Source organism: Nocardia sp. NPDC019323 (assembly GCF_044389845.1).
GTDB classification, from domain to species: Bacteria; Actinomycetota; Actinomycetes; order Mycobacteriales; family Mycobacteriaceae; genus Nocardia; species Nocardia implantans.
This window is the reverse complement of the sequence record NZ_JBIRYN010000006.1, coordinates 432,778-446,221: the sequence shown is the minus strand read 5'-3', so window position 1 is coordinate 446,221 and position 13,444 is coordinate 432,778. Positions and strand designations below refer to the sequence as shown.

Sequence of the window (13,444 nt, the reverse complement as noted above, 5' to 3'; positions counted from 1 at the left end):
AGACATGACTGACAACAAGAACAGGCCTGCCGCCGGCATCCTGGGCACCAAGCTCGGCATGACCCAGGTCTTCGACGACAACAACCGTGTCGTGCCCGTGACCGTCATCAAGGCCGGGCCGAACGTCGTCACCCAGATCCGCACCGTGGAGCGCGACGGCTACAGCGCCGTCCAGGTCGCCTTCGGCGCCATCGACCCGCGCAAGGTGACCAAGCCGGTCTCCGGTCAGTTCACCAAGGCCGGGGTCACCCCGCGCCGCCACGTCGCCGAGATCCGCGTCGCGGACGCCTCCACCTTCGAGGTCGGCCAGGAGATCAACGCCGACGTGTTCGAAGAGGGCACCTACGTCGACGTCACCGGCACCAGCAAGGGCAAGGGCTTCGCGGGCACCATGAAGCGCCACGGCTTCCGTGGCCAGGGCGCCTCGCACGGTGCGCAGGCCGTGCACCGCCGTCCGGGTTCGATCGGTGGCTGCGCCACTCCCGGCCGCGTGTTCAAGGGCATGCGCATGTCGGGCCGGATGGGTAACGACCGGGTCACCACGCAGAACCTGTCGGTGCACAAGGTGGACGCCGAGAACGGCCTGCTGCTGATCAAGGGAGCGATCCCGGGTCGCAAGGGCGGCGTCGTGATCGTCAAGAGCGCCGTGAAGGGTGGTGCGCACGCATGACGAGCCTCGAGAAGAAGGCCAACCTGACGCTGCCGGTCAAGGAGATCGGCGGCAAGACCAACGGCACCGTCGACCTCCCCGCGGAGATCTTCGACGTGACCGCCAACATCGCGCTGATGCACCAGGTCGTCGTGGCCCAGCAGGCCGCGGCCCGCCAGGGCACGCACGCGACGAAGACCCGTGGCCAGGTCTCCGGCGGCGGCAAGAAGCCGTACCGGCAGAAGGGCACCGGTCGCGCCCGCCAGGGTTCGACCCGCGCGCCGCAGTTCACCGGCGGTGGCACCGTGCACGGCCCGCAGCCGCGCGACTACACCCAGCGCCTGCCCAAGAAGATGAAGGCCGCCGCCCTGCGTGGCGCCCTGTCCGACCGGGCGCGCAACGAGCGCATCCACGTGATCACCGAACTGGTGGCCGGGCAGACCCCGTCCACCAAGACCGCCAAGAGCTTCCTGGCCGAGCTGTCGGACCGCAAGAAGTTCCTGGTCGTGGTGGGCCGCGAGGACGTCGCCGCGTGGAAGAGCGTGGCGAACCTGCAGAACGTGCACCCGATCGCTCCCGACCAGCTCAACACCTACGACGTGCTCAACAGCGACGACGTGGTGTTCAGCGTCGAGGCGCTCAACGCGTTCGTGCACGGCCCCGCGGAGTCTCCGCAAGACACTGCGGCGATTGCACAGGAGGAGAGCAAGTGACCACCATCGCCGACCCCCGCGACATTCTGCTGGCGCCGGTCATCTCCGAGAAGTCCTACGGACTGATCGAGGAAGGCACCTACACCTTCCTGGTGCACCCGGACTCGAACAAGACGCAGATCAAGATCGCCGTGGAGAAGGTCTTCGGTGTGAAGGTGACCAGCGTCAACACCGCCAACCGTCAGGGCAAGCGCAAGCGGACCCGCTTCGGTTACGGCAAGCGCAAGAACACCAAGCGCGCGCTCGTGACCATCTCGGCCGACAGCAAGCCCATCGAGATCTTCGGAGGCCCGGTCGCGTAAGCGCCCGGGAGTCCAGAAAGCAGAGAAGAACTCATGGCAATCCGTAAGTACAAGCCGACTACGCCGGGCCGTCGCGGCTCCAGCGTCTCGGACTTCGCCGAGATCACCCGGTCGACCCCGGAGAAGTCGCTGCTGCGCCCGCTGACCAAGTCCGGCGGCCGCAACGCCCACGGCCGGATCACCACCCGGCACCGCGGTGGCGGGCACAAGCGCGCCTACCGCCTGATCGACTTCCGTCGCCTGGACAAGGACGGGATCCCGGCCAAGGTCGCGCACATCGAGTACGACCCGAACCGCACCGCCAACATCGCGCTGCTGCACTTCGTGGACGGCGAGAAGCGCTACATCATCGCCCCCAAGGGCGTGACACAGGGCACCCGCATCGAGTCCGGCCCGACGGCCGACATCAAGCCGGGCAACAACCTGCCGCTGCGCAACATCCCGACCGGTACCACCATCCACGCGGTGGAGCTGCGTCCGGGCGGCGGCGCCAAGCTGGCCCGCTCGGCCGGCATGAGCATCCAGCTGCTGGGCAAGGAAGGCCCCTACGCCACGCTGCGTATGCCCTCCGGTGAGATCCGTCGCGTCGACGTGCGCTGCCGCGCCACCGTCGGCGAGGTCGGCAACGCCGAGCAGTCGAACATCAACTGGGGCAAGGCCGGCCGTATGCGCTGGAAGGGCCGCCGCCCCACGGTCCGTGGTGTCGTCATGAACCCGGTCGACCACCCGCATGGTGGTGGTGAGGGCAAGACCTCCGGTGGTCGCCACCCGGTCTCGCCGTGGGGTCAGCCGGAAGGCCGCACCCGCAAGCCCAACCGTCCGAGCGACAAGCTCATCGTCCGCCGTCGCAAGACCGGCAAGAAGCGCTGAAGGAGGAGGTAAGAAATGCCACGCAGCCTCAAGAAAGGCCCGTTCGTCGACGACCACCTCCTGAAGAAGGTGGACGTGCAGAACGAGAAGGGCACCAAGCAGGTCATCAAGACCTGGTCGCGTCGTTCGACCATCATCCCCGATTTCATCGGGCACACGTTCGCGGTGCACGACGGCCGCAAGCACGTGCCGGTGTTCATCTCGGACAACATGGTCGGGCACAAGCTCGGTGAGTTCGCGCCGACCAGGACGTTCAAGAGCCACGTCAAGGAAGACCGGAAGAGCAAGCGGCGATGACGACGACCGAGACTCAGAACCCGACTGCGCGCGCGACCGCCAAGCACGTTCGCGTCACCCCGATGAAGGCACGCCGGGTCGTGGACCTGGTCCGCGGCAAGCGCGTCGAGGATGCCCTCGCCCTGCTGAAGTTCGCGCCCCAGGCCGCGAGCGAGCCGGTCGCCAAGGTCGTCGCCAGCGCCGCGGCCAACGCCGAGAACAACCTCGGCCTGAACCCGGCCACGCTGGTCATCTCGACGGCGTACGTCGACGAGGGCGCCACCCTGAAGCGGTTCCAGCCGCGTGCCCAGGGCCGTGCGTTCCGCATCCGCAAGCGCACCAGCCACATCACCATCGAGGTCGAGAGCATCCCCACCGCCGGTGGAGCCACTCGTAACCGCCGGAAGGGAGGGGCAAAGTAAATGGGACAGAAGATCAACCCCCACGGCTTCCGCCTCGGTATCACCACCGACTGGAAATCGCGTTGGTACGCGGACAAGCAGTACGCGGACTACGTGAAGGAAGACGTCGCGATCCGTAAGCTGCTGGCCACCGGCATGGAGCGGGCCGGCATCGCCAAGGTCGAGATCGAGCGCACCCGTGACCGCGTGCGGGTGGACATCCACACCGCGCGTCCGGGCATCGTGATCGGCCGCCGCGGCGCCGAGGCCGACCGCATCCGCGCCGAGCTGGAGAAGCTCACCGGCAAGCAGGTGCAGCTGAACATCCTCGAGGTGAAGAACCCCGAGTCGGATGCGCAGCTGGTGGCCCAGGCCGTCGCCGAGCAGCTGTCCAACCGTGTGGCGTTCCGTCGCGCGATGCGCAAGGCCATCCAGTCGGCCATGCGTTCGCCGAACGTCAAGGGCATCCGTGTGCAGTGCTCGGGCCGTCTCGGCGGCGCCGAAATGTCGCGCTCGGAGTTCTACCGCGAGGGTCGGGTGCCGCTGCACACGCTGCGCGCCGACATCGACTACGGCCTCTACGAGGCCAAGACCACCTTCGGTCGCATCGGCGTGAAGGTCTGGATCTACAAGGGCGACATCGTCGGTGGCAAGCGTGAGCTCGCCGCCGCTGCCGCCGCGCCCGAGCGTCCGCGCCGGGAGCGGCCGAGCCGCCCGCGTCGGTCCGGTTCGACCGGCACCACGGCGACCAGCACCGAGGCCGGGCGCGCCGCCACCGCGGTGGCCGACGCTCCGGCAGAGACACAGGAGGGCTGACGCATGCTGATGCCTCGCAAGGTGAAGCACCGCAAGCAGCATCACCCGGGCCGTTCCGGTACGGCCAAGGGCGGCACCTCGGTGGCGTTCGGCGATTTCGGCATCCAGGCGCTGGAGCCGGCCTACGTCACCAACCGGCAGATCGAGTCGGCGCGTATCGCGATGACTCGCCACATCCGCCGTGGCGGCAAGATCTGGATCAACATCTACCCGGATCGCCCGCTGACCAAGAAGCCCGCCGAGACCCGTATGGGTTCGGGTAAGGGTTCGCCGGAGTGGTGGGTCGCGAACGTCAAGCCCGGTCGCGTGATGTTCGAGATGAGCTACCCGAACGAGGAGACCGCTCGCGAGGCCCTGCGTCGCGCGATGCACAAGCTCCCGATGAAGTGCAGGATCGTGACCAGGGAGGAGCAGTTCTGATGGCTACCGGAACACCGGCCGCAGAGCTCCGCGAGCTCACCGAAGAGGAGTTGGTGGCCAAGCTGCGCGACTCCAAGGAAGAGCTGTTCAACCTGCGCTTCCAGATGGCGACGGGTCAGCTGGACAACAACCGTCGTCTGCGCGTCGTCCGTCACGAGATCGCGCGCATCTACACGGTCATGCGTGAGCGTGAGCTCGGTCTGGCCACCGGACCCGCTGGCAAGGGAGATGCCGCATGAGCGACAAAGCAGAAGGGCAGCGCGGCACCCGCAAGGTGCGGGTCGGCTACGTTGTCTCGGACAAGATGAACAAGACGATCGTCGTCGAGCTGGAAGACCGTAACCGGCACCCGCTTTACGGCAAGATCATTCGCACCACCTCGAAGGTGAAGGCGCACGACGAGAACGAGATCGCCGGCATCGGCGACCGCGTTCAGCTGATGGAGACCCGTCCGCTGTCGGCCACCAAGCGCTGGCGTCTGGTCGAGGTCCTGGAGAAGGCCAAGTAAGCCTTCCTGCCACGGCGTGCAACCCGAAGGCCCGCTTCCCGTTCCGGGAGGCGGGCCTTCGCCGTGTCCGGGCGCGTCCGGGAATTACGCTGCGGTACACCCCTGGATCGGTACTGTCGGGTTCGTGTTGCGGGTAGCGATCGAGCGCACCGGCGTCCCGGCCGGACCGAAACCGCGATCGCTGGCGCCGACGGCCGATGCGGAGGTATGAGCGGTGGGGAAAGCGACTCGACCCGACCGGCCCGGTGACCGGGAGCGGCTGCGGGACCATCTGCTGAAGACGCGGATCGCGGGGGATGTCGCGACGCCTCGGGAAGGGAATCTCGCGAACTATCGCAAGATGGTGAACAAAGACCCGGGGTACCAGTTCGGGCTGACGCTGCGGGATTGGACGTTCGCCGAGACCTTGGAGATGATGGCGCGTCTGTGCGGGGTCGGGGCCGATCCGCGTCATACGCGAGGTCCGGACACCATCGACGTCGACCTGACGCTCGACGCGCTCGACGCGATGGGAGAGCGGATCGGGCTCGCGGCCCGCCGCGGGGAGACGGTGATCCTGGCGACCGGGCATCCGGACACGCTGATGGGCGTCTATCGCGCCGTCGAAGACGCGCTGCGGGCGGCGGGCTGTGCGGTGCTCACCCCTGCCGCCGGGTGGTCCTACCGGGCCGGCACGCCCTTCGGTCCGCAGCATCGCGAAATCGTCTACACCTCAGGAGTCGCCGCGCTCGCCGCCGACGGCACGCTGCGGCACACTCACGACCCGCATCCGATGCGGGCGGTTCTGCGGGAACTGCGCGACGCCGCGACCGGCCGATGGCCCGGTCTGGTCATCGCCGACCACGGCTGGGCCGGAGCGGCGGGCGAGGCGGGTATCGACACCGTCGGATTCGCCGACAGCAATGACCCCGCTCTGTTCGCCGGTCAGGCCGAGGGAAAGATCGCGGTCACGGTACCCATCGACGACGGCGTCCACCCCGGCCACTACCGGCCTCTGACCGCGTATCTGCTCGACCGCGCGGGGCTCGGCGGGTAACGCCGACCGTGTGTCGCGGCCAAGGCTTCGCCGCTCGGACCATGGGCGCCAACGAATCTCGGCTTGTTCGGCGAACCGCTCGGCCGGTATTTGCGTCTATTGTGGACGGTGGGCCGACTCCAGGACGGAGGTGAGGTGTGCAGGAGACGGGAGACTCCAGCCCCGCACGGGCGAGCATGCCTCGAGTATGGGCGGCCGCAGTCAAGGGGGTGGGATGTCGGTTCGAGCGTATCGGGCACGCCTGCGCGGGGGAGCGCTCCTCCGCGATCCGGAGGTCGGATCGACCTCGGTCTGTCGATGTCGGCATGTGATGCCCCCGTGAGCGTCGCGAACTGATCGCGAGTGCGGGCGGCTCTGCCGCGGCGGGCGGCGCGCGGCGGTATCGAACGAGTGGCGGGCGCGCGGTTCGGCCGCGTTCGAGATGTCCGGCCTCGGCGTGTGCGTCACCATCGTAACGGGGGCGACAAGCGAGAAAGTCGCGCATTCTTTTCGAGTGGGAGGAGGCTCGATAGGTCATTGTGGCGGTTCGGCTAAGTGACAAATCAGTGATCTCGCGAAGGATGATCATGGGGCGGGCGTTGAAGAAATTGAATCCTGACCAGTCGGCACAACACAGATTCGGGGCGGAATTGCGGCGATTGAGAATATCGCGCAATTTATCACAGGTCGAGCTGGGGCGCCTGCTGATGCACAGCGGATCGACTGTGGCGAAAATAGAGAAAGCCGAGCGATGGCCTAGTTCGGAATTCGCCGAACGCGCCGACGAAGTCCTCGGCGGTGGGGGGAAACTACTCGAACTACTGTCCATGGCGCGTCGTGAACGGGCGATCGGACTATCCAATGTGCGGAGTGGCATCACCTGGAATTCGAGAAGCAATTCCGAAGCCTCCGCGCGGACGCGCGGTCGGTGCGACGGTTTCGGCGGCCAGTCGACCGGCGATCCATCCGCGCCGGGCTCGGCGGAAGCCACAGAGTTGGACAGCGTGGTCGCGGAATGCCTGGCTGCGCTGCGCAGCGCGGTCGAGGAGCATCCCGAGGGAGAGTACCTGACCAGGCATGTCGACTTCGTCATCGACGTGATCGACTACCACTTCGGCGGCCGTGTGCGGACGGCCTACCGGTTCGCCTACCGCGCGGGTGCGTGATGGCGTAGGTGGGTGTGAACGCTTCATCGAAGCCGGGGGCCGCAGTACGCTGCGGCCCCCGGCTCGCGTTTCGGCACGCCGCGGGCAAAGCGGCTCGCGCATCCGTCCAATTCCTGTGCAAAACCGTGTCGGTGCTCGAATACTCCCAGCATCCATTCGTACATCCGTATCGTCCGATTCGAAATCATTGAAACCTCATTCTGGTCCGGGTTTCATGGGAATCGGCGCTCGGTTGAATCAACCGGACGCACCGAAGAAATTGATGAAGGAGATATCGATGGCGAAGAAGAGCAGCCCCGGCGACGGCACCCACGGCAAGGGCGTGCGCGGCGGTCGTGCCGATGCCTACGACCGCACCGCGGCGGAGGGAATTCAGAGCAACATGGTCGCTCTGGCGGAGACCGTGAAGTCCTTGCAGAAGGCGCCCAAGTAGGGCGGAACTCCGGAGGCTTGCCCAGGTCCGCTCGGACCGGGCAGGCCTCCCTTCTGTAAAGGGGGGAATATCATCGTGCTGACGAATAGCATTTCGCGGAGAAAGCTGGCGCTCTGGCTCGCCCTCCCCGCGATCAGAGGCGAGTTCGGCCCAACGCATCCATTCGAAAACGAGCCGGACATGGTGCTCGAGCAGCCGTGGCCCGCGCCCGACCGGAGCCTGCGAGACCTGCGCGCGGAATTCGTCGCGGCCATCGAACGTGTGGTCGGCGACAGCGCCGATATCGCCGTGTCCACGTCGGGCGGGCTCGACTCGCTCGCGGTCCTCGTCAACGCCGTACGCGCTTTCGGCGACGAGCGGAAGGTGAGGGCGGTCGCCATCGAGATGATCGACGATCGGGGCCGGTCCAACATCCCGGTCATCGAGCGGGTTTTGCGCGGTCTCGATCTGCGTTGCGAACTGCGCACGGCCCCGCTGTCGCAAAGGCCGGCAGGCCGCCCGCAGTGGCACCCGGAAGGTCCGCGGCTGGACGCGCTGCCGGACGCCAACCGCGTTGTCGCCGAGCTCGCGCATGCCGCGGGCGCGGAGGTCATCCTCTCCGGCGACGGCTCCGACGAACTGCTGGGAAGTACGCAATTCCTCACCCTCGAGCTGTTGCGCGCGGGCCGGTGGCGTGACCTTCCCGGCTACTGGCGCGATCATCCGGGCGAGCACTACTCCACGGCGAAGCTGGAAGCCGTCGCGCTGCGGGCCGCGTTCGAACGGAAGCGGAAGCGGGCGATGCTCTATCTCGCCTCATCCTGGCCCGAACTGTGCCGCAACCCGTCGCACGACTTCTTGCGAGAGCCCTACCGCGGCCTCGCCGACGAATGGGCGGGGTCCTGGATCGGATCGTTGGTCGCCATGCACGAGCACCACCACGCCACCTTCGCGACGATGGATGCCTGGAGCAGCCTCTATCCGCATCAGAGGCTGCGCACTCCAGGATTGGTCCGCGCCGAAGATCCCTTCCTGGAACCAGGATTCGTCGCCGACGCCCGCAGACTGCCCCTGCACATGCGGTACGACCCTGGCTACCCGTGCGCGTACTGGCGGAGGAAGTCGCAGGTCGTCAAGCTGCTGCCGGCCGAGGCCGTGCCATACCTGCCCACGGAGAAGCAGATATTCTCCCGAGCGATCCTGGATCGTGTCGATACCGAGGTACTCGCAGCGGACACGCTGGTGGACTGCGGAATCCTCGACGCGGGGGCGCTGCGCAAAGAAATTGATCCGATGGTAGCCACCCGTATCATGGAAGTCGAGCTGTGGCTTGCCGAAGCGATTGATCTCGGCTACGAGATCGTGGATTGACGGGATCATGAATTCGACAGTGGACACGCCGGCGCGAACTTCGCTGCGGGATCTGCTCGCTTGGACCAAAGGCAATCGGATCAGATTGTCTTTCGCCGGATCGGCGGCCTTGCTCGCGGCGGGTCTCGGGTTGCTGCAGCCGATGATCGTCAATTGGACCATCGACCGGGCGATCGCCAAGAATTCGGTAGTCCTGTTTCTCGTGCTGCTGGTGGCGGTTTTCCTCGCCCAGGCCATCCTGCAGGCCTACGCGCTGTTCCGGCTCGATCAAGCGGGGGAGCGCATGATCCTTCGCATCCGAAGAGCCCTTGTCGATCGCCTGATCAGGGTCGATTTAGCCGTGCTCGCAAAGCAGCGGCTCGGCGACTTGATTTCGCGCGCGACGACCGATACGACCCTGTTGCGCGACGCGTTGGTCTATGACGTGGTCGGCGCCGCCGTCAACGGTGTGATCATCATCGGCGGAATCGGGATGCTGCTGTGGCTCGACCCTCTGCTCGCCGTCATCGTGCTGACCTTGGTGTTCGCCGCCGGCTTCGTCGTCGCCGGTGCGCTGAAAGGCATTCGCCGGGCCGTGACGGCCGCGCAGGACAGCACCGGTGCGCTCGCCTCCGACCTGGAGCGGGTACTCAGCGCGGTGCGCATGGTTCGCATCCATCGAATGGAAGAGCGGGAATCGGACCGATTGTCGCGGGTGGCCGGTGAGATCTACCAGCACAACGTGCGGGCGGCTCGGTTGAGCTCGGCGATATCGCCCGCCATCGAAATGGGCATCCACGCCTCCTTCGTCGTCGTGATCGTCGTCGGCTTGCAGCGTGTCTCCAGCGATCAGATGATGATCGGCGAACTCGTCGCTTTCCTGCTGTATGTGAATTATTTGTCCGCGCCGATGATGGGGCTCTTGGATTTCGGACGGGCACTGCAGACGGGACTCGCGGCGCTCCAGCGGGTGGACACGGTCCTCGATCTTCCCGCCGAGACGGATCGGCAACCTGAAACGGATCGGCCGGGTGGGGCGAACCGTCCTTCTGAAACGTCCGGCCTGATTCTGCGGAATGTTCGATTCAGCTACGGGGACCGGCCCGTGCTGCGCGGCATTGATTTTCGTGTCGCGCCGTGCACTATGGTCGCCATCGTCGGACGTTCGGGCGCAGGGAAGAGCACGATACTGAGCTTGCTCGCCAGATTCTACGATCCGTCCGAAGGCTCGATCGTGTTGAACGGGCGCGACGCGCACAGTGCGCATTCCCTGAGTGACTGGCGCGCACGAGTCGGCCTCGTCGAGCAAGATTCTCCGATCATGTTCGGAACGCTGCGCGACAATATCTGCTATGGCACGCGGGAGCCCGCAGAGAATTGGTTGGAGCAGGTCGTGGAAATGGCGGGCCTGGCCGATCTGCTCGAACGTCTCCCCGAAGGCCTGGACACACCGGTCGGCGAGCACGGGACGTCGCTGTCCGGCGGTGAACGGCAGCGCGTCGCGATCGCGCGGGCCGTATTCGGGCGGCCCGAACTGCTGCTGCTCGATGAGCCGACCGCGCATCTGGACGGCATCACCGAGGATCTGATCGCCGAGAACTTGCGGCGCCTCGCGCAGGAGTGCACCGTGCTGGTCGTCGCGCACCGGCCTTCCACGGTTCAGGCGGCCGATCAGATCGTGGTGATCGAGGACGGGCGCGTGGCCGCCGCGGGTGGTTATGCGGAGGTGTACGACCGGCTCCCGACGTCGATGCGAGGTGGACCGGCCACTATCGTGAGGACGTGACCGATAACAACCGTCTCGACAGTGGGGGTCTGGCGATCGAGAGGGTGGCCGCAGTTGTCGAAGCTGCCGGTGTGGCCGGACGTCAGCTGCGGGAAGTCGTCTACGCGGTCGGCACGGAGGAGCACACGCTCGCTTCGCTGGTGCGGTCGACGGCCGTCCCGCGGCGGACCGTGGAAGAGGTCTTGTCGGCGCTGGGGGACGACCTGGAGTATCAAGGGGAAACCTTCCGGCTGCGCGGCGAGCGGGTGGAAAGCTACGCCGCGCGATTCGATTTTCCGCAATTGCGGAGTACCGTGCTGACCGATCCGCTGGCGGCGCGGATGGCGCAGTACGCCGACACCATCCGGATCGTGCGGGACCTGATCGAGCGGGCGCCTGCTTCGCGCCAGGACATCGACCACGTCTCGGCCACAGCGGAAACCGTTGTGCGGCGGGCGCTGTGGATGGATTCCACTTTCGACTTGGCCGGGTCGCGGATTCTCTTCGTCGGCGATCACGATCTCACCTCGATCGCCACCGCGCTGGTGTGCCCGCGGGCGAGTATCACGGTGGTCGATCTGGACGAACGGATTCTCGAGTTCATCGATACCGAGACCGCGCACCTGCCCAACGAGGTGCAGTGCCTGTTCGCCGATCTTCGTCTCGGCCTGCCGACAGCCGCCGCACGGTCCGCCGATCTCGCGGTGACGGATCCGCCCTACACGCCGGAAGGCATCAAGCTTTTCCTCGCCCGAGGTCTTGCCGGCCTTCGCGACAAAGAGAATTCGCGGATTCTCATGGCTTACGGCTTCAGCGCACGGCAACCCGCCTTGGGGCTCAAGGTGCAGAACACCGTCCGCGATCTGCATCTGGCGACCGAGGCGATGCTGCCGAGATTCAACCGGTATCTCGGTGCGCAGGCGGTCGGGAGTTCGGCCGATTGGTACGTGTGCAGGCCGACCTCGCGGACCTGGCGTTCGCTCGAGTCCGCGCAAGGCGGCGTCGCTGCGAACATCTATACCCACGGTCCGCAATCCCTCGAAGGAGGTACCGGGCAGCTCGACGGCGAGTTCGTAAAGTACCTGCTGGAGCAGACCACGGGGGAGGCCACGGTGCTGGTCGGCGACGGATGGGGTGGCAGTGCCGAAGGTCGGGCGAAAGTCGGGCTGGACACGTTGCTCGCCAACGGCATACCCGCCGCGCACAGTCGGCGTGGACTCTGCACTGTCGTCGCGAACTTGGCGAAGGACCCCGGCGGCTGGCTGCTGCGGGTCTTGCTGGCCGCCAACTGCCGCGAGGTGGTCGCCGTGGTGCCCGATTCGCATCCCGACGTGCGCGACGCTCGGTCCCTGCAGCGATTGTCTTCGCTGGTATCCGCCAAGTACGCGCTGCGAATCGTCCGAGATACACCGCGAGCCGGATATCTGATCGTGCGGGCGGAGGCGGTCGACGCTGCCGGCCCGGACGACGCGGTCGTCGGTTTCCTGTTGAGCCGTGCGCACGGCAAAGTCGGAAACGTGTGGCGAGACGGGTTGATTCGCCATGCATCAGATGAAACCGAGCTGACCAAGCGGCAGGCGAGAGATCTGGTGCAGACGACGGCGTCGAAGAGCAAGCTGCTCGGACTGCCGCTGATCGAACTCGCCCGCCACGACGTCGCCACGGTGGTGGCGGATGCGCGCGCGTCGATGCACGCACTCGCGCACGGTTGACCGGCGCGGGAGTGATGCGCTCGGAAGGGCTGGTTCGCGGGCGATGGTGGGATCGCAGCGATCAAGACGGGCCGGGTGATCCTTTGGTCTCGTCGGACCGGGCGATATGCCAGGTATCGCGAACGATCGTTTCGATGTCGGAATGGCGAGGACGCCACGGTAGTTCGTTCGTCGCCTTGGTGGGATCGCTGATGAGGGCGGCCGGTTCCGGCGCAGGCGGCCGGTGGGTCAGCCGGATCCGGCGGCCGGTCTGTCGTTCGACCGCGGCGACGACGTCGAGGATGCTGCTGCCGCGGCCGCTGCCGATGAGGTAGCGCCGCCATTCGCCGTTCGGCGGCATACTTTCGACGCACGCGACGAAAGCGGCCGCGGCGTCGGCGATGTGCAGGTAGTCGCGCACCGCGCTGCCGTCGCCGTTGACTTCCAGAGCCGAGCCGTTCATCGCGGCGGCGAACGCCCGGGGCACCAAACGCGTCGGATCGGGGTCCGCGCCACCGGCTACGTTCGTCAAGCGCAGCACGGTAGCGGACAAGCGACCGGCGCCCGCCTGCGAACTGATCGCCCACTCGGCCGCCAGCTTGCTCGCCGCGTAAGGATGCGGCGGTGCGTCGGGCAGACCTTCGGTCATCGGCTGTCGTTCGGGAGTTCCATATATCGATCCGGTCGAAGCGAAGACGATCCGCGACACTCCGGCGGCGGCCATGGCATCCAGCAACGCGACGGTCCCGCCGGTATTGACGCGAAAGTAGCCCAGCGGATCGGCCGTCGACTCCCGGGCCCGAGTGAGCCCGGCGAGATGGCACACCGCCTCGACCCCCTCCAGCGCTTCGCGCAGCCCGGCCTCGTCCAGCAGGTCGGCGACCCGGGTCACCGCCCGCAGGGCCGAACCCCTCGCGCGCACCATCGCGATCGGCTCGTGCCCGGCCCCGGCCAGCAGTTCCACCACCGCCCGGCCGAGATATCCGTTCGCTCCGGTCACGAGAACTCGCACCACACGATCTTGTCATCGAGTGGGGGTAGCACCTGGACAACGTCCGGCCGGTCGGACTGGTCGAGTAGGCGAGCGGTT

Annotated in this window: 17 protein-coding genes; 16 read left to right on the top strand and 1 reads right to left on the bottom strand. The window is 66.7% G+C overall.

All coding sequences use genetic code 11. The features are described 5' to 3' along the window. The first annotated feature begins 4 nt into the window (after positions 1-4). The 16 genes from rplC to ACH49X_RS23935 all read left to right on the top strand — a co-directional run bounded on the left by rplC (position 5) and on the right by ACH49X_RS23935 (position 12,375). Positions 5-670 (top strand): 50S ribosomal protein L3, encoded by a 666-nt coding sequence (rplC, locus tag ACH49X_RS24010; protein ID WP_195080338.1) that lies wholly within the window; start codon positions 5-7, stop codon positions 668-670. Beyond that, positions 667-1,362, top strand: a complete 696-nt coding sequence (rplD, locus tag ACH49X_RS24005) for a 50S ribosomal protein L4 (RefSeq protein ID WP_195080339.1) — start codon at positions 667-669, stop codon at positions 1,360-1,362. The genes rplC and rplD overlap by 4 nt, the downstream gene beginning before the upstream one ends. After that, the gene (gene rplW / locus ACH49X_RS24000) at positions 1,359-1,664 is read left to right on the top strand and encodes a 50S ribosomal protein L23 (protein ID WP_011207266.1); all 306 of its coding nucleotides are present in this window, start codon (positions 1,359-1,361) and stop codon (positions 1,662-1,664) included. Before rplD ends, rplW begins: the two co-directional genes overlap by 4 nt. A 33-nt stretch (positions 1,665-1,697) precedes the next feature. After that, positions 1,698-2,534, top strand: coding sequence for a 50S ribosomal protein L2 (rplB, locus tag ACH49X_RS23995; protein WP_039795441.1), 837 nt, complete (start codon positions 1,698-1,700; stop codon positions 2,532-2,534). A 15-nt stretch (positions 2,535-2,549) separates the two neighbouring features. Beyond that, complete coding sequence (gene rpsS, locus ACH49X_RS23990) at positions 2,550-2,831, top strand: 30S ribosomal protein S19 (RefSeq protein ID WP_043719741.1); 282 nt, start codon at positions 2,550-2,552, stop codon at positions 2,829-2,831. Beyond that, a complete protein-coding gene (rplV, locus tag ACH49X_RS23985; protein WP_039795443.1) occupies positions 2,828-3,232 on the top strand; it encodes a 50S ribosomal protein L22 in 405 nt (134 codons plus the stop codon). The genes rpsS and rplV overlap by 4 nt, the downstream gene beginning before the upstream one ends. Next, positions 3,233-4,027, top strand: coding sequence for a 30S ribosomal protein S3 (gene rpsC, locus ACH49X_RS23980; protein ID WP_067808069.1), 795 nt, complete (start codon positions 3,233-3,235; stop codon positions 4,025-4,027). Positions 4,028-4,030: 3 nt separating this feature from the next. Then, positions 4,031-4,447 carry a 50S ribosomal protein L16 gene (gene rplP, locus ACH49X_RS23975; RefSeq protein WP_063021258.1) on the top strand — a complete coding sequence of 139 codons (417 nt, stop codon included), beginning with the start codon at positions 4,031-4,033 and terminating at the stop codon, positions 4,445-4,447. Then, positions 4,447-4,686 carry a 50S ribosomal protein L29 gene (rpmC, locus tag ACH49X_RS23970; RefSeq protein WP_040864843.1) on the top strand — a complete coding sequence of 80 codons (240 nt, stop codon included), beginning with the start codon at positions 4,447-4,449 and terminating at the stop codon, positions 4,684-4,686. The genes rplP and rpmC overlap by 1 nt, the downstream gene beginning before the upstream one ends. Then, positions 4,683-4,955: a 30S ribosomal protein S17 gene (gene rpsQ / locus ACH49X_RS23965; RefSeq protein WP_043719750.1), complete on the top strand. Its 273-nt coding sequence runs from the start codon at positions 4,683-4,685 to the stop codon at positions 4,953-4,955. Before rpmC ends, rpsQ begins: the two co-directional genes overlap by 4 nt. Before the next feature lie 214 nt (positions 4,956-5,169). Beyond that, positions 5,170-5,991, top strand: coding sequence for a phosphatase (locus tag ACH49X_RS23960; protein ID WP_357207734.1), 822 nt, complete (start codon positions 5,170-5,172; stop codon positions 5,989-5,991). A 566-nt stretch (positions 5,992-6,557) separates the two neighbouring features. Further along, positions 6,558-7,136: a helix-turn-helix transcriptional regulator gene (locus tag ACH49X_RS23955; RefSeq protein WP_357207732.1), complete on the top strand. Its 579-nt coding sequence runs from the start codon at positions 6,558-6,560 to the stop codon at positions 7,134-7,136. Between the two features lie 277 nt (positions 7,137-7,413). Continuing rightward, positions 7,414-7,569, top strand: a complete 156-nt coding sequence (locus tag ACH49X_RS23950) for a hypothetical protein (protein ID WP_157111988.1) — start codon at positions 7,414-7,416, stop codon at positions 7,567-7,569. A gap of 180 nt (positions 7,570-7,749) precedes the next feature. Beyond that, the gene (locus tag ACH49X_RS23945) at positions 7,750-8,919 is read left to right on the top strand and encodes an asparagine synthase-related protein (RefSeq protein WP_357207729.1); all 1,170 of its coding nucleotides are present in this window, start codon (positions 7,750-7,752) and stop codon (positions 8,917-8,919) included. A gap of 7 nt (positions 8,920-8,926) precedes the next feature. Further along, positions 8,927-10,684, top strand: coding sequence for an ABC transporter ATP-binding protein (locus ACH49X_RS23940; protein ID WP_357207726.1), 1,758 nt, complete (start codon positions 8,927-8,929; stop codon positions 10,682-10,684). Beyond that, positions 10,681-12,375 carry a bis-aminopropyl spermidine synthase family protein gene (locus tag ACH49X_RS23935; RefSeq protein WP_357207723.1) on the top strand — a complete coding sequence of 565 codons (1,695 nt, stop codon included), beginning with the start codon at positions 10,681-10,683 and terminating at the stop codon, positions 12,373-12,375. The genes ACH49X_RS23940 and ACH49X_RS23935 overlap by 4 nt, the downstream gene beginning before the upstream one ends. 61 nt (positions 12,376-12,436) lie before the next feature. Here ACH49X_RS23935 and ACH49X_RS23930 read toward each other — a convergent pair whose 3' ends face one another. Further along, the gene (locus ACH49X_RS23930) at positions 12,437-13,366 is read right to left on the bottom strand and encodes an NAD-dependent epimerase/dehydratase family protein (protein ID WP_357106739.1); all 930 of its coding nucleotides are present in this window, start codon (positions 13,364-13,366) and stop codon (positions 12,437-12,439) included. Positions 13,367-13,444: the final 78 nt, after the last annotated feature.

Excerpts from the sequence above, each read along its gene's own strand:
- rpmC (WP_040864843.1), top strand. The coding sequence starts at position 4,447 with ATGGCTACCGGAACACCGGCCGCAGAGCTCCGCGAGCTCACCGAAGAG.
- ACH49X_RS23940 (WP_357207726.1), top strand. The coding sequence starts at position 8,927 with ATGAATTCGACAGTGGACACGCCGGCGCGAACTTCGCTGCGGGATCTG.
- rpsQ (WP_043719750.1), top strand. The coding sequence starts at position 4,683 with ATGAGCGACAAAGCAGAAGGGCAGCGCGGCACCCGCAAGGTGCGGGTC.
- ACH49X_RS23955 (WP_357207732.1), top strand. The coding sequence starts at position 6,558 with ATGGGGCGGGCGTTGAAGAAATTGAATCCTGACCAGTCGGCACAACAC.
- rplV (WP_039795443.1), top strand. The coding sequence starts at position 2,828 with ATGACGACGACCGAGACTCAGAACCCGACTGCGCGCGCGACCGCCAAG.
- rpsS (WP_043719741.1), top strand. The coding sequence starts at position 2,550 with ATGCCACGCAGCCTCAAGAAAGGCCCGTTCGTCGACGACCACCTCCTG.
- ACH49X_RS23950 (WP_157111988.1), top strand. The coding sequence starts at position 7,414 with ATGGCGAAGAAGAGCAGCCCCGGCGACGGCACCCACGGCAAGGGCGTG.
- rplB (WP_039795441.1), top strand. The coding sequence starts at position 1,698 with ATGGCAATCCGTAAGTACAAGCCGACTACGCCGGGCCGTCGCGGCTCC.
- rpsC (WP_067808069.1), top strand. The coding sequence starts at position 3,233 with ATGGGACAGAAGATCAACCCCCACGGCTTCCGCCTCGGTATCACCACC.
- ACH49X_RS23945 (WP_357207729.1), top strand. The coding sequence starts at position 7,750 with ATGGTGCTCGAGCAGCCGTGGCCCGCGCCCGACCGGAGCCTGCGAGAC.
- rplP (WP_063021258.1), top strand. The coding sequence starts at position 4,031 with ATGCTGATGCCTCGCAAGGTGAAGCACCGCAAGCAGCATCACCCGGGC.
- rplC (WP_195080338.1), top strand. The coding sequence starts at position 5 with ATGACTGACAACAAGAACAGGCCTGCCGCCGGCATCCTGGGCACCAAG.
- rplD (WP_195080339.1), top strand. The coding sequence starts at position 667 with ATGACGAGCCTCGAGAAGAAGGCCAACCTGACGCTGCCGGTCAAGGAG.